This window comes from Paraburkholderia unamae (assembly GCF_003268775.1).
GTDB lineage: Bacteria > Pseudomonadota > Gammaproteobacteria > Burkholderiales > Burkholderiaceae > Paraburkholderia > Paraburkholderia unamae.
Genome location: NZ_QLSU01000006.1, coordinates 1 through 19,536 on the forward strand (window position 1 = coordinate 1; position 19,536 = coordinate 19,536).

General features: G+C 66.3%; 21 protein-coding genes and 1 pseudogene. 16 read left to right on the plus strand and 6 right to left on the minus strand.

Features of this window, described 5'->3' with window-relative positions; translation table 11 throughout:
- The 3 genes and pseudogenes from C7401_RS45535 to mqo all read right to left on the minus strand — a co-directional run.
- Positions 1 to 84: pseudogene (locus tag C7401_RS45535) on the minus strand (succinate dehydrogenase, cytochrome b556 subunit); the annotation flags it as partial.
- Positions 85 to 244: 160 nt separating this feature from the next.
- Positions 245 to 547 (minus strand): DUF3579 domain-containing protein, encoded by a 303-nt coding sequence (locus C7401_RS11395; protein ID WP_112171491.1) that lies wholly within the window; start codon positions 545 to 547, stop codon positions 245 to 247.
- Positions 548 to 597: 50 nt separating this feature from the next.
- Positions 598 to 2,250, minus strand: coding sequence for a malate dehydrogenase (quinone) (gene mqo, locus C7401_RS11400; RefSeq protein ID WP_373864435.1), 1,653 nt, complete (start codon positions 2,248 to 2,250; stop codon positions 598 to 600).
- A gap of 901 nt (positions 2,251 to 3,151) precedes the next feature.
- On the opposite strand from mqo, the gene C7401_RS11405 reads away from it, so the two are divergent.
- Together C7401_RS11405 and C7401_RS11410 are read left to right on the plus strand one after the other, a co-directional pair.
- Positions 3,152 to 3,367: a hypothetical protein gene (locus tag C7401_RS11405; protein WP_112171493.1), complete on the plus strand. Its 216-nt coding sequence runs from the start codon at positions 3,152 to 3,154 to the stop codon at positions 3,365 to 3,367.
- Positions 3,368 to 3,471: 104 nt separating this feature from the next.
- On the plus strand, positions 3,472 to 3,930 hold the full coding sequence (locus C7401_RS11410; RefSeq protein WP_112171494.1) for a DUF3331 domain-containing protein: 459 nt from the start codon (positions 3,472 to 3,474) through the stop codon (positions 3,928 to 3,930).
- A 19-nt stretch (positions 3,931 to 3,949) separates the two neighbouring features.
- Here C7401_RS11410 and C7401_RS11415 read toward each other — a convergent pair whose 3' ends face one another.
- Positions 3,950 to 4,888, minus strand: a complete 939-nt coding sequence (locus C7401_RS11415) for a LysR family transcriptional regulator (RefSeq protein WP_112171495.1) — start codon at positions 4,886 to 4,888, stop codon at positions 3,950 to 3,952.
- 157 nt (positions 4,889 to 5,045) lie between these two features.
- On the opposite strand from C7401_RS11415, the gene C7401_RS11420 reads away from it, so the two are divergent.
- The 3 genes from C7401_RS11420 (at position 5,046) to C7401_RS11430 (ending at position 7,807) form a co-directional block, all read left to right on the plus strand.
- Complete coding sequence (locus C7401_RS11420) at positions 5,046 to 6,641, plus strand: efflux transporter outer membrane subunit (protein ID WP_112171496.1); 1,596 nt, start codon at positions 5,046 to 5,048, stop codon at positions 6,639 to 6,641.
- Positions 6,642 to 6,725: 84 nt separating this feature from the next.
- Positions 6,726 to 6,926: a DUF1656 domain-containing protein gene (locus C7401_RS11425; protein WP_112171497.1), complete on the plus strand. Its 201-nt coding sequence runs from the start codon at positions 6,726 to 6,728 to the stop codon at positions 6,924 to 6,926.
- Positions 6,927 to 6,943: 17 nt separating this feature from the next.
- The gene (locus C7401_RS11430) at positions 6,944 to 7,807 is read left to right on the plus strand and encodes an efflux RND transporter periplasmic adaptor subunit (RefSeq protein ID WP_112171498.1); all 864 of its coding nucleotides are present in this window, start codon (positions 6,944 to 6,946) and stop codon (positions 7,805 to 7,807) included.
- 35 nt (positions 7,808 to 7,842) lie between these two features.
- Here C7401_RS11430 and C7401_RS11435 read toward each other — a convergent pair whose 3' ends face one another.
- Both C7401_RS11435 and C7401_RS11440 read right to left on the minus strand, forming a co-directional pair.
- A complete protein-coding gene (locus C7401_RS11435) occupies positions 7,843 to 9,450 on the minus strand; it encodes a carbamoyltransferase C-terminal domain-containing protein (RefSeq protein WP_112171821.1) in 1,608 nt (535 codons plus the stop codon).
- Positions 9,451 to 9,500: 50 nt separating this feature from the next.
- A complete protein-coding gene (locus tag C7401_RS11440; protein WP_112171822.1) occupies positions 9,501 to 10,565 on the minus strand; it encodes a HoxN/HupN/NixA family nickel/cobalt transporter in 1,065 nt (354 codons plus the stop codon).
- 467 nt (positions 10,566 to 11,032) lie between these two features.
- On the opposite strand from C7401_RS11440, the gene C7401_RS11445 reads away from it, so the two are divergent.
- From C7401_RS11445 to C7401_RS11495, 11 genes are all read left to right on the plus strand, one after another.
- Entirely contained in the window at positions 11,033 to 12,142 is a 1,110-nt protein-coding gene (locus C7401_RS11445) for a hydrogenase small subunit (protein WP_146757917.1), read from the plus strand.
- 69 nt (positions 12,143 to 12,211) lie between these two features.
- On the plus strand, positions 12,212 to 14,068 hold the full coding sequence (locus C7401_RS11450) for a nickel-dependent hydrogenase large subunit (protein WP_112171500.1): 1,857 nt from the start codon (positions 12,212 to 12,214) through the stop codon (positions 14,066 to 14,068).
- Between the two features lie 59 nt (positions 14,069 to 14,127).
- The gene (gene cybH / locus C7401_RS11455; protein ID WP_112171501.1) at positions 14,128 to 14,838 is read left to right on the plus strand and encodes a Ni/Fe-hydrogenase, b-type cytochrome subunit; all 711 of its coding nucleotides are present in this window, start codon (positions 14,128 to 14,130) and stop codon (positions 14,836 to 14,838) included.
- A 7-nt stretch (positions 14,839 to 14,845) separates the two neighbouring features.
- Entirely contained in the window at positions 14,846 to 15,508 is a 663-nt protein-coding gene (locus C7401_RS11460) for a HyaD/HybD family hydrogenase maturation endopeptidase (protein WP_112171502.1), read from the plus strand.
- Positions 15,509 to 15,516: 8 nt separating this feature from the next.
- A complete protein-coding gene (locus tag C7401_RS11465) occupies positions 15,517 to 15,852 on the plus strand; it encodes a HypC/HybG/HupF family hydrogenase formation chaperone (protein ID WP_220092814.1) in 336 nt (111 codons plus the stop codon).
- Complete coding sequence (locus C7401_RS11470) at positions 15,849 to 16,319, plus strand: thioredoxin domain-containing protein (RefSeq protein WP_112171504.1); 471 nt, start codon at positions 15,849 to 15,851, stop codon at positions 16,317 to 16,319. The genes C7401_RS11465 and C7401_RS11470 overlap by 4 nt, the downstream gene beginning before the upstream one ends.
- A 50-nt stretch (positions 16,320 to 16,369) precedes the next feature.
- Positions 16,370 to 17,230: a hydrogenase expression/formation protein gene (locus tag C7401_RS11475; protein WP_112171505.1), complete on the plus strand. Its 861-nt coding sequence runs from the start codon at positions 16,370 to 16,372 to the stop codon at positions 17,228 to 17,230.
- A gap of 2 nt (positions 17,231 to 17,232) precedes the next feature.
- Positions 17,233 to 17,466 carry a rubredoxin gene (locus C7401_RS11480; protein WP_112171506.1) on the plus strand — a complete coding sequence of 78 codons (234 nt, stop codon included), beginning with the start codon at positions 17,233 to 17,235 and terminating at the stop codon, positions 17,464 to 17,466.
- A gap of 26 nt (positions 17,467 to 17,492) precedes the next feature.
- Complete coding sequence (hybE, locus tag C7401_RS11485) at positions 17,493 to 18,038, plus strand: [NiFe]-hydrogenase assembly chaperone HybE (RefSeq protein ID WP_258396990.1); 546 nt, start codon at positions 17,493 to 17,495, stop codon at positions 18,036 to 18,038.
- Positions 18,035 to 19,135: a hydrogenase maturation factor HoxV/HupK gene (locus C7401_RS11490; RefSeq protein ID WP_112171508.1), complete on the plus strand. Its 1,101-nt coding sequence runs from the start codon at positions 18,035 to 18,037 to the stop codon at positions 19,133 to 19,135. Before hybE ends, C7401_RS11490 begins: the two co-directional genes overlap by 4 nt.
- Before the next feature lie 48 nt (positions 19,136 to 19,183).
- Positions 19,184 to 19,531, plus strand: coding sequence for a hydrogenase maturation nickel metallochaperone HypA/HybF (locus C7401_RS11495; RefSeq protein ID WP_112171509.1), 348 nt, complete (start codon positions 19,184 to 19,186; stop codon positions 19,529 to 19,531).
- Positions 19,532 to 19,536: the final 5 nt, after the last annotated feature.

The following is a 19,536-nucleotide window of genomic DNA, read 5'->3' on the forward strand; positions in this document are numbered from 1 at the left end:
CAGAGGCAGGCGGTACGCGAACAATATCTGCCCAAGCCCGATGTTCCGGTATTCCGGCCTCGGTTTTTTTGTGGCTTCTGCCATGCTAGACCCCTTGCAGCGAAAAATCGACTTCAAAGTTGAAAACGTCAGGACTGCGGAGCAACCTGATTAATGCGGTCTCTCTGAGAAGCCGGAAAGACCGGAACATCTGTGCGCCGCGCGCCGCCGTGACAATCCGGCACGGCAGCGCGGCGCGAGTCGCCTACCCCTTGCGTTGCACCACGAGATCATTGTCCCGGGCGAACTTCAGCACGAAGTCGAAGGCGTAGGGCGCGACCTCGCGCATCCGGGCGTCGAGCACGACACACTTCAGGTTGCCGATAATCATCGGGCACACATAGGGCGAATAGCCGATGTGCAGGTTTTCCCGCCTGACGCCGCGCGCCCGCGGCCCGAAGCAAGACAAGGCGCCGGCCAGGCGCTCGGACCAGTCACTGGGCCGGAATGTCTTGCCCTTGCTGGTGATACCTTGAATGACGTATGCAGAGGGATTCGCGGTGGTCATATGCAAATCTGTTCAGGCTCTGAAGAGGGGAGGCTCCTCAATGGAGGCGTTCAGTGCGCCAGTTCGACACGTCTGCTGCGCGCATTCGCATTCGCGTAGACAGCGCGGGCCTCGGGCATGTCGGGCTCGGTCGCGGCACGGTCCGCCGGCAAGCTCAGTTGCAGGATTTCGCTCGTCGTTTTCAACGACTCGCGCGCCTTGTCCGGATTCGACGAAAGCTGCGTGCCGAAACCCGGAATGATCTTGCGGATCGTCGCCTGCCACGCGGACGTGCGGAACTTGCTCTGAAACGCCCTTTCCAGCAGGTTCAGCATGATGGGGGCCGCCGTCGACGCGCCGGGGGAGGCGCCCAGCAGGCCCGCAATGCTGCCGTCCTGCGAGCAGACGATTTCGGTGCCAAGCTTGAGCACGCCGCCCCTCGTCTTGTCGCGCTTGATGATCTGCACGCGCTGACCGGCTTGCCAGAGTCGCCAGTCTTCCTGGCGGGCAAGCGGAAGATATTCCTGCAATGCCTGGAGGCGGTTGGCGTCGGAGAGCGTCAGTTGACCGGCCAGATACTTGATCAGCGAGAACTCGGAAAGCCCCACGCGCACCATCGGCACGATGTTGGTGATCTTCGTGCTGGCGAGCAGGTCGCTGTACGAACCGCTTTTCAGGAACTTGGTCGAGAACGTGGCGAACGGTCCGAACAGAATGGCCTTCTTGCCGTCGAGAATGCGCGTGTCCAGGTGCGGCACCGACATGGGCGGCGAACCGACAGAAGCCTTGCCGTATGCCTTGGCGAAATGGCGGGCCGTGATCTCGCTGCTGTCCGCGACGAGGAACGAACCGCCCACCGGAAAGCCGCCGTACTCTTTCGCCTCGGGAATGCCGGATTCCTGCAACAGCGGCAGGGAGCCGCCGCCTGCGCCCACGAAAACGAAGCGGGCATCGATCTGGCGGGTCTGCACGCGCGACTGCGTATCTTCCAGCGTCACGCGCCACGTGCCGTCGTCATTGCGCGAGATCTTCTGAACGTTGCTGTTCAGGAGCAGATCGAAGTTGGACTGACTGCTCAGGTAGCGCACGTATTGACGTGTGACTTCGCCGAAGTTCACGTCGGTGCCTTGCGGCGCCCACGTTGCGGCAACCTTCTGGCGGGGCTCGCGGCCTTCCATCATGAGCGGAACCCACTGCGCGATCTCGTCGTGCGATTCCGAATATTTCATGCCCTGAAAAAGCGCATTGGTCTGCAAGGCAGCGTAGCGATTTTTCAGGAAACGAGTGTTCTCGTCGCCCCAGACGAAACTCATGTGCGGCGTCGTGTTGATGAACGAGCGCGGCTGCTTCAGGATTCCGCGGCTGACACCCCAGGCCCAGAACTGCCGCGAGACCTGAAAGTCCTCGTTGATGCGCACGGCCTTCGTGATGTCGATGGCGCCGCTCGACGTTTGCGGCGTGTAGTTGAGTTCGGCGAGCGCGGTGTGCCCGGTGCCCGCGTTGTTCCAGCCGTTCGAACTCTCCGCGGCGACGCTGTCGAGCCGCTCGGCCATCATCATCGACCACTGGGGTTCGAGTTCGTGGAGCAGGACGCCGAGCGTCGCGCTCATGATGCCGCCGCCGATGAAGAGGACATCGACCCTGGCGTGGTCATTGCCGGATCCTGGTAGCGAGCGGCCAGAATGTTCCTGTCCCGATAGTGCTTCTCGATTCATTTGTGCCAAGATTCTCACCCGCTGTGGTTGATGCGGAAGTGGTTTGCCGTAATGGCCGCGTGAGCTGTTTCTTCCCGCAGGCCTTTTGTCGATCGATCCTGTCGAGCTCGCTCGTGGCGATCAGTCATGAAGAACGACAAAAATGGAATTCAGTTCGTTGACAGTGAATTGAAAAGGAAATCGCGAACCCATGATTGATTTCCTTCTTGTCCAGACGAACGCAATGGTACGGGCTCACTTCTGCTACATATAGCCGCAGTGTGGTAATGGACCTTTGCTTGATGGGTGTGAATTCTTGACGCAGGACGCGAGCGAACCTCGCATGCGCATTCTGCCGATGATTTCGCTTCAGTGTGTGCGAGTGTCAAGATTTCTTTTATTCCATTTCACGACTAATCGGCACTCGTGGGCTATGCCGTTGCGAGGCAATGGCGCGTCATGGAAGCCTGTTTGGCAACGGATGCGCGAATATGCGATGGCGCAGTCAATAGGGCCGCGAGCCGGCGCTCGGCTGAATCTAGGGGCTGCGGAAAAGATCAATAGCGTCGTCTGGAGCAGACTGTTCCAGAATCCGGGGTGAATCCTGGCAGCGGCGCGCCGCGTAGAAGGGAGAGTGAAAGGGTGGAAATGGAAGGCGTTATTTTACCGGGCGGTCGGTCAATCGATATATCGATGCCGTATTCACTGACTATTAAAAGAAGACGTCGGTAATACGAAATCGGTCAATACAGCATTTCCATTTCCAGCATTACGATTGCCTTGAGAGCAGGCGCAATTCGCGCAGTTCGCCAGCGGGGCGCATGGAAGGAACTCTTCCATTGCCAGCACTTAATCAGGGCGGGGCGGCAAACTATAGTTCGCGGCACAGCAGCACGTTACGCTGCGCGTGAGGAGTTTAGTCGTGAAAGTTATGCCTTGTCTCTTGGTCGCCATGTCGCTTTTCGCCACCGCTGCGTATGCACAGGGAAACCATGCCCAGCCGTCCGCCGCCACCGAAACCGCCACGCAGAATGAAGCGGCGCCGGCGGCGCACAAGTTTGGCCGCGTTGACCACGATCGCCGTGAAGACAAAAAGGACGACTGTGTCGGTCCGGTGTCGTTCTGCAATATCTATTTCGGTAGCTGAGCGTTTGCTTCTGCGAATCGCTGCGAGCAAGTCGGTGCTGGAAACGCATGGTATGGCCCGCCCATTGATCTGAATCGTTTTGCTGAACGGTTCGGAGGTGAAAATTGGACAACTCGAATGAGCATGTGTGGAAAAGCACCGTTGCTCTGCTCGGCCGGATCTCTTCGCCGGATGCCGGCGTAGGCAAGTACACAGTGAGCGGCCCCGATAATGGGCGGGGCCTCGCAAAAAGAGCCGCAGCGGCGCGCGCCGGAGGACGGCCGGCCGATCTGGCCAACTGCACCATCGTCGATCGCATTTCCGCCTGTTCCATCATGGTTCGCTGGGGCGACGCGACCGCGGGGCACTATGGCGAGCAACTCTGGAAGCGCGGCATCGCGCGGCGCTCGACGTATTGCATCTTGAGCGGCATGCGGGTCAGGCGGGGCGATATCGTGTACCGGCCCTGCACGCGTGGACTGCGTCCGGCGAATTGCGAAGAGGTGATCCTGGCGGGCGTGCTGGAAGAGGCTGACGGCGGCCTTTGCCAGGTATCGTGCGAGGTTTCGCCGGGCATCGACTAGAACGTTGCCCCGTGCGATCCTAGTGGCGCGAGAACTGGCGCAATTCAGACTCATTCTGCATGAGTGTCGAAGGAAGTTGCTCCCGCAACATCTCCACCCACAGCCGCACCTTCGCGTCGGGATAACTGCGCGAAGGATGGATCGCGTAGACGCCCAGCGCGCGCGACGTGTAGTCGGGCAATATCCACGCGAGCTCGCCGCTGCGCAGCCCGCGCATTGCCGTGTAGATCGGCAGGAGGCCCACACCCATGCCTTCGCGCAACGCGACGGCCAGGGCATCCGCAACGTTGACGCGGAACGTCGTCTGTTTCAGGTTGATCGTCTCTTCGCCCCAGGGGCCGCTGAAGCGCCATTGCGCGGGCGGGGCCTCGGGCGTTACGAGTTGCAGGCAGGTGTGCGCGGCAAGGTCGGCCGGCGTGCGCGGCACGCCGCGCTGTTCGAGATACCGCGGCGACGCGCACGCAATGCTGAACGTGCTGGCGAGGTGCTGCGATACGTAGCCTGAAGCCGGCTGCGCGGGCGCGAGAACGAGCGCCACGTCATAGCCCTCTTCGAGCAGATCGGGCGTTTGCTGCGTGAGTGTCAGCTCCACGCTCACATCGGGAAAGCGCCGCCGGAATGCGCCAACGGCGGGCACGACGTAATGCTGGCCAAAGCCCGTTATCGCGTGGACCTTGAGTTTGCCGGACGGATGAGGGAGCGTGTCGGTGGCTTCGACTTCCGCCTGATCGACGTAGGCGAGGATCTGCTCGCAGGAATTCAGGTAGCGTTTGCCCGCTTCCGTGAGCGCCATGCGGCGCGTCGTGCGGTTCAGCAGGCGCGTGCGCAGATGCGCTTCCAGATCCGATACCGCTCGCGACGCGCACGCAGTGGTGGAATTCAGGCGCCGGGCGGCGCCGGTGAAACTGCCGGCCTCGACCACGCGTACGAATACACGCATGTTTTGAAGCGTATCCATGCTCATCCTTCTTTTGACGCCGGGATTGTTACACGCTTCAAAAAAAGAATTGTCGCCTATATCGTGAATAATGCCTTCTAGCATTGTCGGTTATTCCGATGCCGTTCAAAAAATACAATGGCGCGTCGCAAACTAACGGCAAGTGAAGGAGTCAATTGTGCAGTCTCCGGTACCGAGAGGACTCGCCGCGCTCACGGTTCTTGCGTTCTCATTGATCATTGCGGGCTGTGCCAGTACCGGGGGAATCGCGCCGCAAGCGAAGCATGTGCAAGCATCGGAACTGGACGCGGGGTCGGCCATTCGCGCCGCCAACACCGACGCCCAGTGGCCCGCGAGCGACTGGTGGCGCAGCTACAACGACGCGCAGCTCAATGCCTGGATCGAAGCCTCGATCGCGGATAACCCGACGCTCGCGGCCGCCCAGGCGCGCGTGCGCGAAGCGCGCTCGATGGTGGGCGTGGCGCGCGCCGGCTTGCTGCCGCAGATCAACGGCAACATGTCCGTGCAGCGCCAGCACTGGTCCAACAATATTTATTACGGCCCGGGCGCGCTCGGTGATTCCAATTCCTGGAACAACACGGCGACGCTCGGTCTTTCCTATCACCTCGACCTGTGGGGCCAGGACCGCAACAACGCCGAGCGCGCGCTCGACATGGCGCACGCCACCGCGGCCGACGAACGCGCCGCCCGGCTCGAACTCGAAATCAATGTCACGCGCGCGTATATCGATCTTTCGATGAACTATGCGTTGCTCGACATCGCGAAACAGACGCTGGCGCAGCAGGAGAAGCTGCTTTCGCTCGCAAAGGGACGCTTTACGGGAGGGCTTGGCACGCAGCTCGAAGTGAGCGAGGCCGAAACGCCGCTGCCGGAGTACGAACGCCAGATCGATGCAGTCGAAGAGGACATTGCGCTTGGCAAGAACCGCCTGGCCGCGCTTGCGGGCAAGGGGCCGGGCGCCGGTGAGTCGATCGAGCGTCCGGCGCTCTCGCTTGCCGCGCCCGCGGGGCTGCCGTCTGCGCTGCCGGCCGAACTGATCGGGCATCGGCCCGACGTGGTCGCGGCGCGCTGGACCGTGGCGGCGCAGGCGCGCGGCATCGACGTGGCCAGGGCCGACTTCTATCCGAACGTGAACCTGCTCGTGTCGATGGGCGGCTACGCGGCCGCCGGCCCGCTGTTTCAGTTCCTGAAGTCGATGAGCGGCAGTTACACGGGCGGGCCCGCCGTTTCGCTGCCGATTTTCGACGGCGGGCGTCTGCGCGGCCAACTCGGCGCGCAGTCGGCGATTTACGACGTGGCCGTGGATCAGTACAACCAGACCATCGTGACCGCGCTCAGGGAGATTGCCGATCAGGTGGTGCGCATGCGCTCGCTCGCGACCCAGGAAGAGGACAGCCATCGCTCGGTGGCGAATGCCCAGCGCACGTTCGATCTGGCCACCGAAAGCTATCGGCGCGGGTTGCGCGATTATGTGAACGTCGTGATCGCGCAGAAGGACTTGCTGGCCTCGCAGCAGGGTCTCGTGCGCATTCAGGCCGAGCGCCTGGGCGCGCACGCGGCGCTGGTCGGCGCGTTGGGCGGCGGGGCGATCGATTCGTCAAGCAATCCTGCGCAGGCGGAGCAGCTTCCCGCGCACGGCAAAAAGAAACGCGTCTTGCCGCCGATGCCCGCGGCATGGCTGGCCCCCCCGCTGCCCGATGCGGGCGCGCAGCCCGCGGCACCGGTGGCGCGCCCCACTTCGCACGGTGGCTGATGCCGGCTATCCGCGAGTTTCTGTTTGTGTGCGCGGCCCACGCGTGCGTTCAGCCGGACCGTTGCCGTCCGGCCGGAGTTTTTCATGCCTCGTGACATTGCAGTTTTTGAAGCCCTCATTCCGACCGCCGTGCTGCTGTTTTTTCTCGGCGCGGCGCTCACCTGGATACTCGATTCGGCGCTCGCCCGCATCGGCGTTTACCGGTTCGTCTGGCACGTCTCCCTCTTTCGGGTGAGCCTGCTGGTCGTCGTGTGCTGCGCGCTGGGTCTCGTCGTCTATCGTTGAACTCGATTCGAAGAATTATGAAATTGCGCAATATCATCGGCTTCTTTGCAACGGCCATTATTTTTGCCGTTGCCATCGCGAGCGGCCGTGCCTTGTGGGTCCACTACATGGACGAGCCGTGGACGCGCGACGGCCGCGTGCGCGCCGAGGTGGTCAATATCGCGCCGGACGTGTCGGGCGCCGTGGTGGAATTGCCCGTGCGCGACAATCAATGGGTTCGCAAGGGCGACCTGCTCATGCAGATCGACCCGTCGCACTACCGCATCGCGGTCGAGCAGGCGCAGGCCAATGTCGCTTCGCGCAAGGCCGAATTGCAGATGCGCCGCGACGACGCGAAGCGGCGCGCCGACATGGACAGCCTCGTGGTCTCCACGGAAAACCGCGAGAATGCCTCGCACGCCGCCAATGGCGCGCAGGCGCAATACGATCAGGCGGTGGCGGAACTCGATGCGGCGAAGCTCAACCTGGAACGTACGCGCGTGGTTTCCCCGGTGGATGGTTATGTGACAAACCTGCAAGTCTGGAAGGGCGATTACGCGATCCTTGGCCAGCCGAAGCTGGCCGTGATCGACAGCAATTCATTCTGGGTTTACGGCTATTTCGAGGAAACCAAACTGCCCGGCGTGAAACTCGGCGAGAAGGCCGAAATGCGGCTCATGAGCGGCGCCAGGTTCGAAGGTCATGTCGAAAGCATCTCCAGCGGCATTTACGACCGCGATAATCCGCAAAGCCGCGAACTGCTCGCCGATGTCAATCCGACCTACAACTGGGTGCGGCTGGCGCAGCGCGTGCCGGTGCGCATCCATATCGACAAGGTGCCCGAGAACGTGCACCTGGCCGCCGGGCTCACCTGCACCGTGGTCATCAAGCCCGGAAAATAAGCGCGCGCTGAGCGGCGGCTGGATTCAGCCGCCGCTCAGATTTTTTCGAGCAGGCGCTCGCCGATCAACAGGGCGTCGATGTCGTTTTGCGCGAAGCCGCGCAGGGCGTCGGCCGGAGATTCGACGAGCGGTTCGCCCGCCACGTTGAACGACGTGTTGAGGAGCACCGCCATGCCCGTTTCGCGCTCGAACGCGCGCAGCAGCGCGTGGAAGCCGGGGTTGTCCTGCTGCGAGACCGTCTGTGGCCGCGCCGTGCCGTCCACGTGCGTCACGGCCGCCAGGCGCGCTCGCCATGCGGGCCTCACCGCGCAGATGCGCAGCATGTAGGGGCTCGGAAGGTCGAGTTCGAAATAGCGCGCGGCGTCTTCGGCCGGCACGCAGGGCGCGAACGGGCGGAACGCTTCGCGGCGCTTCACGTCCAGGTTCATGCGCTCGCGCGCGCTGGCGTGCTCGGGGCTCATCAACAGCGAACGATTGCCGAGGGCGCGCGGCCCCATCTCCGCGCGCCCGGCGTGCAGCGCCACGCAGCGCCCGGCCGCGAGCAGTCTTGCCGCTTGCGCGGCGAGTTGCGCAGGCGTGCCGCGCGTTTCGCGGTAGCGCAGATGGGGCGGCATGGCCGCGAGCGCCGCCTCCACGCTGGCGAGGCCGTATGGCCTGCCGCCATAGGGCGAGAACGGCCCGGGCCGGAACGGCTCGCCGAGCACGCCGTGCCAGCCCCACAACGCGGCGCCGAGCGACGTGCCGCAATCCGCGCCGGCCGGCCCGGCGAACACGGCGTCGAATCCCGCTTCGCGCCACACGAGATCGTTGGCGCGGCCGTTGAGCGACACGTTGCCCGCGAGGCACAGGCGGCGCATGCCCGTCATCGCGCGCACCGTTCGCGCGAGATGCAGCATGGCGCGCTCGCATTCGCGCTGCGCCGCATAAGCGAGCGCGGCGCGCGCCGCGTCGTCCGGCAGCGGCGGCGCGTGGAGCAGACGCGAGCCGTGTGCGTCGCAATCGTCGCTGTAGTCGACATTGAGCCCTTCGAAGCGGCCTCGAAACACCGGCGCGCGCGCCGGGTCGCCGTAGGGCGCGAGGCCCATGGTCTTGCCCGTTTCGCGCGCGCCGAAGCCGATGGCCTGGGTGACGGCCTCGTAGAGCGCGCCGATGCCGCACGACGTGCTGCGCGCCACTTCCTCGATCCGCTCGTCGCGTGCGATCCAGACGCTTTGCGACGCGTGGCGCGCGCCCTGATCGCGCCGATGGCCGTCGACGACGAGAATGGCCGCTTCGTCGAACGGCGAGCAGTAGTATCCGGCCGCCGCATGGCACAACGCGTGTTCGACGTCGAGTTGCGCGACGTTGCCGAAGTGCGGCGGCGCAAACGTCGCGCCGCCGCCCGCGACGCGCGCAACGAGCGCGGGCCGGGCGTGTTCGGGCAGCCCGAGCGCGCTGCGGCACGCGGCCGTGGCGTCGCTCGGGTAGGCGTTCGAATGCTTGATGCGGTCAAGGCGCTCCTGACTCGCATGCGCCACCGCGCGCTCGCCGTGCGCGCCGAGCACCCAGGCCGCGCCGGCGTCGGCGGCCGGTCCGGGTTGCAGGCCCAGTACGCCGCCGGCGCGGTCGTCGTCCGATATCGAGGAGGGAAATGCGGTTGACATGAGGCGGTCTTGCGTCGAGGGTTCGGGCGGCGGCGTGAGGCGAGCCGCGATCATACCCGCGCGCCCGCGCGAGCCCTGCGGCGCTGGCGCTGACGCTGAGCCGTGGCGGCGAATAGCCAGCTACCCGCGAAGACGGCCACGATGGCGTACCCGGCTGCGCCCAGGTGCGCGTCCAGCGCGCCTGCGCCGTCCCAGAGCGATCCGCGCAGCGCGAACTTGTCGCCAATCAGTCCGATGCCCTCGATCCCGCCAATCAGCAGCGCAAGCGCCGCCGAGAGCGCAGTGACGCCGACGTTGTAGCGGTGCTTGCGGGCGGGGTCGCGCAGCGCCCAGCCGTAGACGCCGAGCATCAGCATGCCGTCGGCAGTGTCGATGAGCGTCATGCCGGCCGTGAAGAGCGCCGGAAAGACCATGATCGACCAGATCGGCAAGTCATGCGTCGCGCTCGCGGCGGAGAGGCCGAGCACGCCGATCTCGGTCGCGGTGTCGAAGCCCAGACCAAACAGCACGCCGAGCACATACATGTGCCAGCTTTTCGTGACGATGCGCGTGAGCGGCCGCAGCACGCGCGCGAGCAGGCCGTGCGCATGCGGCGCGGCATCGTCGTGCGCGCCGCCGCGCCGCGCGCGACGGTACGACTGGATCACGGCGCGCAGCGTGAGCAGGTTGGAAATCGCGATCGCGAACAGAAAGATCGTCGAAACGGCGGTGCCGATGGTGCCCGCGACGTCGCGCACGGCGTCGAGCCGCTCGCGCAGGCCGAACGCGGCCGCGGCGATCGCCGCCGAGGCGAGCACCACGATGGTCGAGTGCCCCAGCGAGAACATCAGCCCGATCGTCACGGGCCGCTTGCCGTCGTGCATCAGCTTGCGCGTGACGTTGTCGATCGCGGCGATGTGGTCCGCGTCCACGGCGTGACGCAAGCCGAACGTGTAGGCCAGCATGCACGCGCCGAGCAGCGCGGGCCGCGAGCCGAACATCGCGATGGCCCAGCACCACGCGGCGAGATTGCACGCGAGAAGCATCGACAGCACGACGCCGATTTTCGCGCGCGTGGCGGAGCGTTTCGGGAATGACGGCGGGCGATGCGGGGGGGGAGGCAACGGAATATCCATCGTGTCTTGCTCGAATCGGTCGCCGGCCGTCTTGAGTGAACGGCGCGCCGGCGAAAGGCATTCGATCAAGCAACCTCCGTTCCACCTTGCGGGCCATGCCTGTGGCCCGCGCCATTAGAAGGGTTTCTCAGCGCGATACGTGGTCGCGCTTGCCGCCCGCCAACGGATTGCGCGCGCGGCGCAAGTGGTCACGACGTTTCCACTTTGGCGCGCGAATGGTTGCGTCGTAGCTACCCGCGCGGCCTGAACGCCGCGTCGCGACCGGCTTGTGACACACCGTCTGCGGAAGCATTTTTTCTTTTGTGATCTAGATCAACGGCATCTCCGACGCCGGTTTGGTGCACCCGTGCACGCAGTTGGCACGAATCTTGATCTTTGAGACCGCTAAACGCCGACAGGGGGGCGCCCGGAGACGCCGCCGTATGCCGGCGTCGCAGGGCCGAAGGCCATCAAGGAACCACACAGTGATCGAAACGTTTTATGAAGTCATGCGACGCCAGGGGATCTCGCGCCGCAGCTTCCTCAAATTCTGCTCGCTGACGGCGACGTCGCTCGGCCTCGGGCCCGCGTTCATGCCGAAGATCGCCCACGCGATGGAGACCAAGCCGCGCACGCCGGTGCTCTGGCTGCACGGGCTCGAATGCACGTGCTGCTCGGAGTCGTTCATCCGCTCGGCGCACCCGCTGGCGAAAGACGTCGTGCTCTCGATGATCTCGCTCGACTACGACGACCTGTTGATGGCCTCCGCGGGGCACCAGGCCGAGGCGATCCTCGAAGAAGTGATGACGAAGTATCGCGGCAACTACATCCTCGCGGTCGAAGGCAATCCGCCGCTGAACCAGGACGGCATGAGCTGCATCATCGGCGGCAAGCCGTTCGTCGATCAGTTGCGCCGCGTGTCGAAGGACGCGAAGGCCGTGATTTCGTGGGGCTCGTGCGCGTCGTGGGGCTGCGTGCAGGCGGCGAAGCCCAACCCGACGCAGGCGGTGCCGATCCACAAGGTCATCACCGACAAGCCGATCATCAAGGTGCCCGGCTGCCCGCCGATCGCCGAGGTGATGACGGGCGTGATCACCTACATGCTCACCTTCGACCGCATGCCGGAGCTGGACCGCCAGGGCCGCCCGAAGATGTTTTACAGCCAGCGCATTCACGACAAGTGCTACCGCCGTCCGCATTTCGACGCGGGCCAGTTCGTCGAGTCGTGGGACGACGAAGCGGCACGGCGCGGCTACTGCCTCTACAAGGTCGGCTGCAAGGGCCCGACGACCTACAACGCCTGCTCGACGGTGCGCTGGAACGGCGGCACGAGCTTCCCCATTCAGGCGGGCCACGGCTGCATCGGCTGCTCCGAGGACGGGTTCTGGGACAAGGGCTCCTTCTACGACCGGCTCACCCAGATCAACCAGTTCGGCGTCGAAGCGAACGCCGACAGGATCGGCGGCACCGCGGCCGTCGTGGTGGGCGCCGCCGCGGCGGCGCATGCGGCCGCTTCCGCGATCCAGCGCGCCCGGTCGAACCACGACGCGAAGCGGGACCTGAAGCAGGACGCGAAGCAGGACCACGACGGCCGATAGCCGCATCCAGCGTCCCCGCGCCGGGGCGCCGCCCACAAGTACAGGAAGCAGCACAGGAAGAAAACAAGCATGACAGCCATTTCCACCCAGGGGTTCCAGCTCGACAACAGCGGGCGGCGCATCGTCGTCGATCCGGTCACGCGCATCGAAGGCCACATGCGCGTGGAGGTCAACGTCGATTCGAACAATGTGATCCGCAACGCCGTCTCCACCGGCACCATGTGGCGCGGACTCGAAGTCATTCTCAAGGGCCGCGACCCGCGCGACGCGTGGGCGTTCGTCGAGCGCATCTGCGGCGTGTGCACGGGATGTCACGCGCTCGCCTCCGTGCGCGCCGTCGAGGACGCGCTCGACATCCGCATTCCGCCGAACGCGCACCTGATCCGCGAAATCATGGCGAAGACCTTGCAGGTGCATGACCACGTGGTGCACTTCTACCATCTGCACGCGCTCGACTGGGTCGATGTGGTCTCGGCGCTGAAGGCCGACCCCAAGCTCACGTCCGAATTGCAGCAACGCATCTCGCCCGCGCATCCGATGTCGTCGCCGGGCTATTTCCGCGACGTGCAGACGCGCCTGCGCAAGTTCGTCGAAAGCGGCCAGCTCGGGCCGTTCATGAACGGCTACTGGGGCAACCCCGCCTACGTGCTGCCGCCGGAAGCGAACCTGATGGCCGTGACGCACTACCTCGAAGCGCTCGACCTGCAAAAGGAGTGGGTGAAGATCCACACGATCTTCGGCGGCAAGAATCCGCACCCGAACTATCTCGTGGGCGGCGTGCCCTGCGCGATCAACATCGACGGCGATCTGGCCGCCGGTGCGCCGATCAACATGGAGCGCCTGAACTTCGTCAAGTCGCTCATCGACGAAGCGATCACCTTCTGCCGCAACGTCTATGTGCCCGATCTGCTTGCCATCGGCACGATCTACAAGGCGCGCGGCTGGCTGCACGGCGGCGGCCTCGCCGCGACCAACGTGATGGACTACGGCGCGTATCCGCTCGTCAACTACAACCCGTCCACCAACCAGATGCCGGGCGGCGCGATCCTCAACGGCGACTGGAACACGATCCTGCCGGTCGATCCGCGCGACCCCGAGCAGGTGCAGGAGTTCGTGGCGCACTCCTGGTATCAATACCCGGACAACGACCGCGGGCTGCATCCGTGGGACGGCATCACCGAGCCGCATTACGAACTCGGGCCCAACACGAAGGGCACGCGCACCGCCATCGAGTCGATCGACGAGAGCGCCAAATACTCGTGGGTCAAGTCGCCGCGCTGGCGCGGGCACGCCATGGAAGTCGGGCCGCTGGCGCGCTACATCCTCGGCTACGCGCATGCGCAGCAGGGCAATACGCATTGCGGGCGCATCAAGGAGCAGATCGACGCCTCGCTGGTTGCCGTAAACCAGGACATGCCGAAGCTGCTCGGCTTGCCGGAAACCGCGCTTGGCGCGAAGCAACTGCTGCCGACCACCATCGGCCGCACGCTCGCCCGCGCGCTCGAAGCGGAGTATTGCGCCGAGATGATGGCGGACGATTGGCAAAGCCTCATCGACAACATCCGCAACGGCGACACCTCGACCGCGAACGTCGACAAGTGGGACCCTTCGACGTGGCCCGCCGAAGCGAAGGGCGTGGGCGCGGTCGCCGCGCCGCGCGGCGCGCTCGGTCACTGGATCCGGATCAAGGACGGCCGCATCGAGAATTACCAGTGCGTCGTGCCGAGCACCTGGAACGGCGGTCCGCGCGACGCGAAAGGGCAGATCGGCGCGTTCGAGGCGAGCCTCATGAACACGCCCATGGCGAACCCCGAGCAGCCTGTCGAGATCCTGCGCTCGCTGCATTCGTTCGATCCTTGCATGGCGTGCTCGACGCACGTGATGAGCGAGGACGGCGCGGAAATGACCACCGTGACCGTGCGCTAACTCCACCAGGCCGCCACGGCGCCTGCGCTCGCCGGCGCCGTGGCGGCCAAGAAAGGATGATGACGATGCAATCGTATTCCCGACGCGAAGAGGCGCGCGACACCGTTCCGCCCGCCGAGGCGATTTACGTGTACGAAGCGCCGGTGCGCATCTGGCACTGGATCAACGCGGCGTCGATCGTGGTGCTGGCGGTGACCGGCTACCTGATCGGCTCGCCGCTTCCCACGCAGCCCGGCGAGGCGAGCGCGCATTTTCTGATGGGCTATATCCGCTTCGCGCATTTCACCGCCGCCTACCTGTTCGCCATCGGACTCGCGGGCCGCGCGTATTGGGCCATTGTCGGCAATCACCACGCGCGCGAAATGTTCTGGGTGCCGGTGTTCACGCGCGAGTACTGGCTCGACATGCTCGCGATGCTGCGTTACTACGCGTTCCTCGGGCCCACGCCGCGCCAGTTCAGCGGACACAATCCGTTGTCGCGATTCGCGATGTTCTTCGTGTTTCTGCTGGTCTCGCTGTTCATGATCGTGACCGGCTTCGCGCTGTACGGCGAAGGCGCGCAGGCGGGGTCGTGGCAGCAGATCGCGTTTGGCTGGGTGCGTCCGCTGCTCGGCCAGTCGCAAGGCGTGCACACCTGGCATCACCTCGGCATGTGGGCGATCCTGATCTTCGTGATCCTGCATGTCTATGCGGCGATCCGCGAGGACATCATGGGCCGCCAAAGCGTGGTCGGCTCGATGATCTCGGGCTACCGCACGTTCAAGAAGTGAGGCCGCGATGCTGACTTCCCCGCAAAGCGGCGCGCCCGCCATCGTCGTGCTCGGCATCGGCAACGTGCTGTGGGCCGACGAAGGCTTTGGCGTGCGCTGCATCGAGGCGCTCCAGCAGCGCTTTGAATTCGCCCCGCACGTGAGCCTCATGGACGGCGGCACGCAAGGGCTGTATCTGGTCCAGTACGTCCAGGCCGCCGACAGCCTGCTGATTTTCGACGCCGTCGATTACGGTCTCGCACCCGGCACGCTGAAGATCGTTGAGGATGACGAAGTACCGGCGTTCCTCGGCGTGCGCAAGATGAGCCTGCACCAGACCGGCTTTCAGGAGGTGCTGATGCTCGCGCGCCTGACCGGCCGGTATCCGCGCCGCGTGCTGCTGGTCGGCTGCCAGCCCGACGAAGTGGACGATTACGGCGGCAGCCTGCGGCCCGCCGTGAAGGCGTCGCTGGAGCGCGCGCTCGAACTGGGCGTCGAGCGCCTCGCCGCATGGGGCGGCGAGCCCTCGCCGCGCCGCACGCCGCTGCGCGCCGACGAGGCGGTCACGCTGCCGCATCTCGCGCTCGCGCGCTACGAAGGCGAGCGGCCGAGCGAGGCCGATGCCTGCCGTACCGGCGACGAGCGGGTGTTGCTGCGCTCGCGCCACGCGGAGCCGCCGTCGTGTGCATAGGCGTGCCGATGCGGGTGATCGAGGCGCAGGGTTTGCAGGCGTGGTGCGACGCGCGCGGCGAGCGCCGCCGCATCGACACTTCGCTGGTTGGCCCTTGCAGCGCCGGTGAATGGCTGCTGGTCTTTCTCGACGCGGCGCGCGAGAAGATCGACGCGGCGCGCGCGGCGGAAATCGACGCGACGCTCTCGCTCGTCGAACGGGCGCTGGCGGGCGACGCCGCCATGGCCCGCGCGAACGCGCATTTTGAATTGCCGTCCGCGCTCGGCGTGGACGACCTGATCCGGCTGACCGGCGGCGTGCGAACGGCGCGCGGCGGTCACCGGTCCTCCGAGGAATCGACATGACAAATACGAGCGGCGCCGCGCATGACGCGGCGCCCGTGGTGCAGCGGCTGATCGACGACGGACACGCCGTGTTCGTGGACGAACGCACGCTCGACGAATGGCTTGCGGACGGCGGCGAATGTGTCGTGCTGCTCGCGGGCGACCCGGTGCGCTTTCCCGAATCGCTCGACGTGGCCGTGGTGCTGCCCGAACTCGCGCGCCTCGCGGCGGCCCGCTTTGGCCGCACCTTGCGCGCGGCGGTGGCGACGCGCGCAAGCGAGGACGCGATTGCGCGCCGCTTCGGCTCGCAGCGCTGGCCCGCATTGCTGTGGCTGCGCGACGGCGGCTATGTCACGACGCTCGCGGGCATGATGGACTGGGACGATTACGTGGCCAACGTCGCCCACGCGCTCGCGCAGCCGACTACGCGGGCGCCTTCGGTCGGCATTCCCGTTCACGCCGCCGGCGCTTCGGCGGGCTGTCACTAATCGTCGTTAAGCGTCGATTGCACATCGATCAATCATCGGGATTGCCAACCATGTCCATGATTCCGTTTCCCGTTCCCGTCGTGCCGTTCGGCCCTGGCAGCCAGGACGAGGGCGATGCGGTGCTCGACTATCTGCCGATGCCGCAAGGCATGCGCACCTATGTCGCGCCGTCGCTGCCTGAGCGCGCCGATGCGCGCTCGCTCGACGCCGCGCGCGGCGTGCTGCGCGAAGTATTGCGCGTGCTCGCGGCATACGAACCCGGCACGCCGCCCGAAGTGGTCGATCTCACGACCTGCGACGCGGCGGCGCTGCGCATTCTCAACGACGTGCTGGGCGAGGGCGAGGTCAGCGCGCGCGTCGACGACGCGCAGCGCGGCAGCGTTCTGATCCAGGAGACCGTGTTTACCGGGCTGTGGCGCGTGGTCGAGCCCGGCGGCGCGAGCGGGGCCGACCGCCTCGAAATCGGCGCGGCTCCGGCGCTTCTCGCGCGGCCCGCGCAGGGCACGCAGCCGATGGCGCCCTTGCCGGCGTTGCTGCCGCCGGGCGTGATGAACGCGCCTTCGATCCTGAGCGAGGTGCGCGATCACGTCGCGCGCTGGCGTGCCGGCGATGCGCCTCACGTTCTCAATCTGACGCTCCTGCCGTTGTCGCCGGGCGACGAGCAAATGATCGACGCCGTGCTGGGCGAGGGCGCGGTGCAGGTGCTCTCGCGCGGCTATGGAAATTGCCGCGTGGGCAGCACGGCGATCGCGAACTGCTGGCGCGTGGCCTATTTCAACTCGCAGGACACGCTGATCCTGAACACGATCGAGATCACCGATCTGCCGGAGGTCGTGCGCGCCGCGCCGGAAGACCTCGCGGATTCGCGCGAGCGGCTGGCCCAGTTGATCGAGTGGGTGGGCGAGGCGTGACGATGGACGAGCGTACGAGGCAATTCGAGGGCAGCTATCTCGGCGACAGCAGCCGCATCGGGGCGCATACGCGGCTCGAATGCAAGATCTGCTGGTGGATCTACGATCCCGAACAAGGCGACCCGGTGTGGCAGATTCCGCCGCACGTGCCCTTCGCGGCGCTGCCCGCGCACTGGCGCTGCCCCGTTTGCGACGGCGCGGCGGACCAGTTCATGGTGCTGGGGGACGCGGCTTGACCGCGCGCGCTGTCGTGCGAGATGCGGTGAGCGATGCAGTGCAAGATGCGGCGCACGGCGATCCACGGGTGGCGGCGCTGGTCGCGCACTTCGAGACGGTCGCAAGCGGTGCGATGCGCGACATGCCGGTTGTGAATCGCGCGTTGCGCGTCGAAGCGATCGGCTTCGCGCCGAAGGCGGGCGAAGCCGGGGCGCGAGGCGCATGGCTTGGCGTGCTGATCACGCCGTGGTCGATGAATCTGCTCTGGCTGCCCGGCGCGACGCAGGACTCGGCGCCATGTCCGCGCCCAGGCGGCAAAGCGTGCTTGCGCGTAGGCAACGTCGATTTCGAATGGATCGGCGCGCATGCGCAAGACGTGGGGGCGTATGCGTGCTGCTCGCTCTTTTCGCCGATGTTCGAATTCGCCGGGCAGGAGAGTGCCGCCGCGACCGCGCGGGCCGTGCTTGCGCAGTTGCGCGGCGCAGAAGGCGGCGGCCAGGGCGAGGGGAAGGACGACGCATCGGCCGTCGCGCCGCGCGCGTCGCGTCGCGCGTTCCTGTTGCGGCCGGGCGCGTTCGGGAGCGCTGCATGAGCGCGGCGACACCGGCCGCGTTGGCTGCGCTGGCCGGGCAGTACCGGGTGCGCCCCGGTCGGCCGGACAGCATCGCGGGTGGCCGTCCGCCGCTCGCCGCCGCGCTGCTGCGCGGGCAACCGGCGGCAAGCGCCGCGTCGCGGCTTTCGGCGCTGTTTGCGCTGTGCGGACTCGCGCACAGGCTCTGCGCGGAACTTGCGGTCGGCGCGGCGGGCGCTTCCGTCGAGCACGAGCGGGAGGACGACGCGAACGCGGCTCATGCCGCGATGCTCACGCGCGAGACGCTCGCCGTGCATCTGCGCTGCATCTGGACCGACTGGCCCGTGCGGCTGGCCGCCGCCGCGCCGCATAGGCCGCCTGATGTCGGAACGGCGGTCGAAGCGGCAGGCGCGCCCGAATGGGTGGAGCGGCATGTTCTCGGCAAGCCCGCGCGCCAGTGGCTCGCGCACTGGACGGACGATCCGCGCGGTTGCCTGAGCGCCTGGAGCGCGCGGGCCGAGACGTTCCCGGCCCGGTTGCTGGCGGACTGCCGCGCCTATGCCGATACGACGCGTGCCTCGCCGCGGCCGCTCGTGATCGACGAAGCGCGGTTGAGCGAACTGGCCACGGCGATTGCCGGGAGTCCCGCTTTCGCGCAAGCGCCCTTGCAGCACGGCCTGCCCGCGGAGACCGGCGTGTGGACGCGTAGCGACGATCCGCGCGCGCTGGACTACGATACGCCCTGGCTGCGGCTTGGCGCGCGCGTCGCGGACGTGGCCCGGCTGGTGGCGGGCAGCGGCGGCGCAGGCGCGCTGCGCTTTGGCGCGCGGACCTGCGCGCCCGGCGAGGCGATCGGCTGGTGCGAGATGGCGCGCGGCGTGCTGGTTCATTGGGTGCGGCTCGCGCCGGACGATGCCGGGTTCGACGACATCCGCATCGAGGACTACCGCGTGGTCGCGCCGACCGAGTGGAATTTCCACCGCCAGGGCACGCTCGCGCAAGCCTTGTCGCGGCTCGACCCCGCGCCGGATGACGGCGCGCTGGCCGCGCGCACCGGCGTGTGGATGGGCGCGTTCGATCCGTGTATCGCCTATACGGTCGACACGGACGGCGCGTGAGTGCAGCGCGATGAAACGAAGCATGGAATACCGGGCGGGACCCACGATATGCATGAAGTAAGCCTGGCCGGCGGCGTGCTGGCATCGGTCGAAGCGGCCGCCGAGCGCGAGCGCTTTGTCCGCGTGAAGGTGCTGAGGCTCGAAGTCGGGCGCCTCGCGGGCGTCGAGGTCGAGGCGCTGCGCTTCGCCCTCGAAGCGATCGCCCCCGGCACCTGCCTCGCCGGCGCGCGCGTCGAGATCGAGGAACCCGCGGGCAGCGCGTGGTGCATGAACTGCAACGCGACCGTGCCGCTGGCCGCGCGGGGTGAGCCCTGCGCGCATTGCGGCGGCTACTGGCTCCAGCCGAACGGCGGCACGGCGCTGCGCATCGTCGACCTGATCGTCGACGATGCCTGACAATC

Bases quoted from the DNA above. Each gene is read 5' to 3' on its own strand.
- C7401_RS11480 (WP_112171506.1), top strand. From the start codon at position 17,233: ATGGACGAGCGTACGAGGCAATTCGAGGGCAGCTATCTCGGCGACAGC.
- C7401_RS11395 (WP_112171491.1), bottom strand. From the start codon at position 547: ATGACCACCGCGAATCCCTCTGCATACGTCATTCAAGGTATCACCAGC.
- C7401_RS11465 (WP_220092814.1), top strand. From the start codon at position 15,517: ATGCGGGTGATCGAGGCGCAGGGTTTGCAGGCGTGGTGCGACGCGCGC.
- C7401_RS11460 (WP_112171502.1), top strand. From the start codon at position 14,846: ATGCTGACTTCCCCGCAAAGCGGCGCGCCCGCCATCGTCGTGCTCGGC.
- C7401_RS11440 (WP_112171822.1), bottom strand. From the start codon at position 10,565: ATGGATATTCCGTTGCCTCCCCCCCCGCATCGCCCGCCGTCATTCCCG.
- C7401_RS11435 (WP_112171821.1), bottom strand. From the start codon at position 9,450: ATGTCAACCGCATTTCCCTCCTCGATATCGGACGACGACCGCGCCGGC.
- C7401_RS11470 (WP_112171504.1), top strand. From the start codon at position 15,849: ATGACAAATACGAGCGGCGCCGCGCATGACGCGGCGCCCGTGGTGCAG.
- cybH (WP_112171501.1), top strand. From the start codon at position 14,128: ATGACGATGCAATCGTATTCCCGACGCGAAGAGGCGCGCGACACCGTT.
- C7401_RS11405 (WP_112171493.1), top strand. From the start codon at position 3,152: ATGCCTTGTCTCTTGGTCGCCATGTCGCTTTTCGCCACCGCTGCGTAT.
- C7401_RS11415 (WP_112171495.1), bottom strand. From the start codon at position 4,888: ATGGATACGCTTCAAAACATGCGTGTATTCGTACGCGTGGTCGAGGCC.
- C7401_RS11425 (WP_112171497.1), top strand. From the start codon at position 6,726: ATGCCTCGTGACATTGCAGTTTTTGAAGCCCTCATTCCGACCGCCGTG.
- C7401_RS11490 (WP_112171508.1), top strand. From the start codon at position 18,035: ATGAGCGCGGCGACACCGGCCGCGTTGGCTGCGCTGGCCGGGCAGTAC.
- C7401_RS11430 (WP_112171498.1), top strand. From the start codon at position 6,944: ATGAAATTGCGCAATATCATCGGCTTCTTTGCAACGGCCATTATTTTT.
- C7401_RS11495 (WP_112171509.1), top strand. From the start codon at position 19,184: ATGCATGAAGTAAGCCTGGCCGGCGGCGTGCTGGCATCGGTCGAAGCG.
- C7401_RS11450 (WP_112171500.1), top strand. From the start codon at position 12,212: ATGACAGCCATTTCCACCCAGGGGTTCCAGCTCGACAACAGCGGGCGG.
- C7401_RS11475 (WP_112171505.1), top strand. From the start codon at position 16,370: ATGTCCATGATTCCGTTTCCCGTTCCCGTCGTGCCGTTCGGCCCTGGC.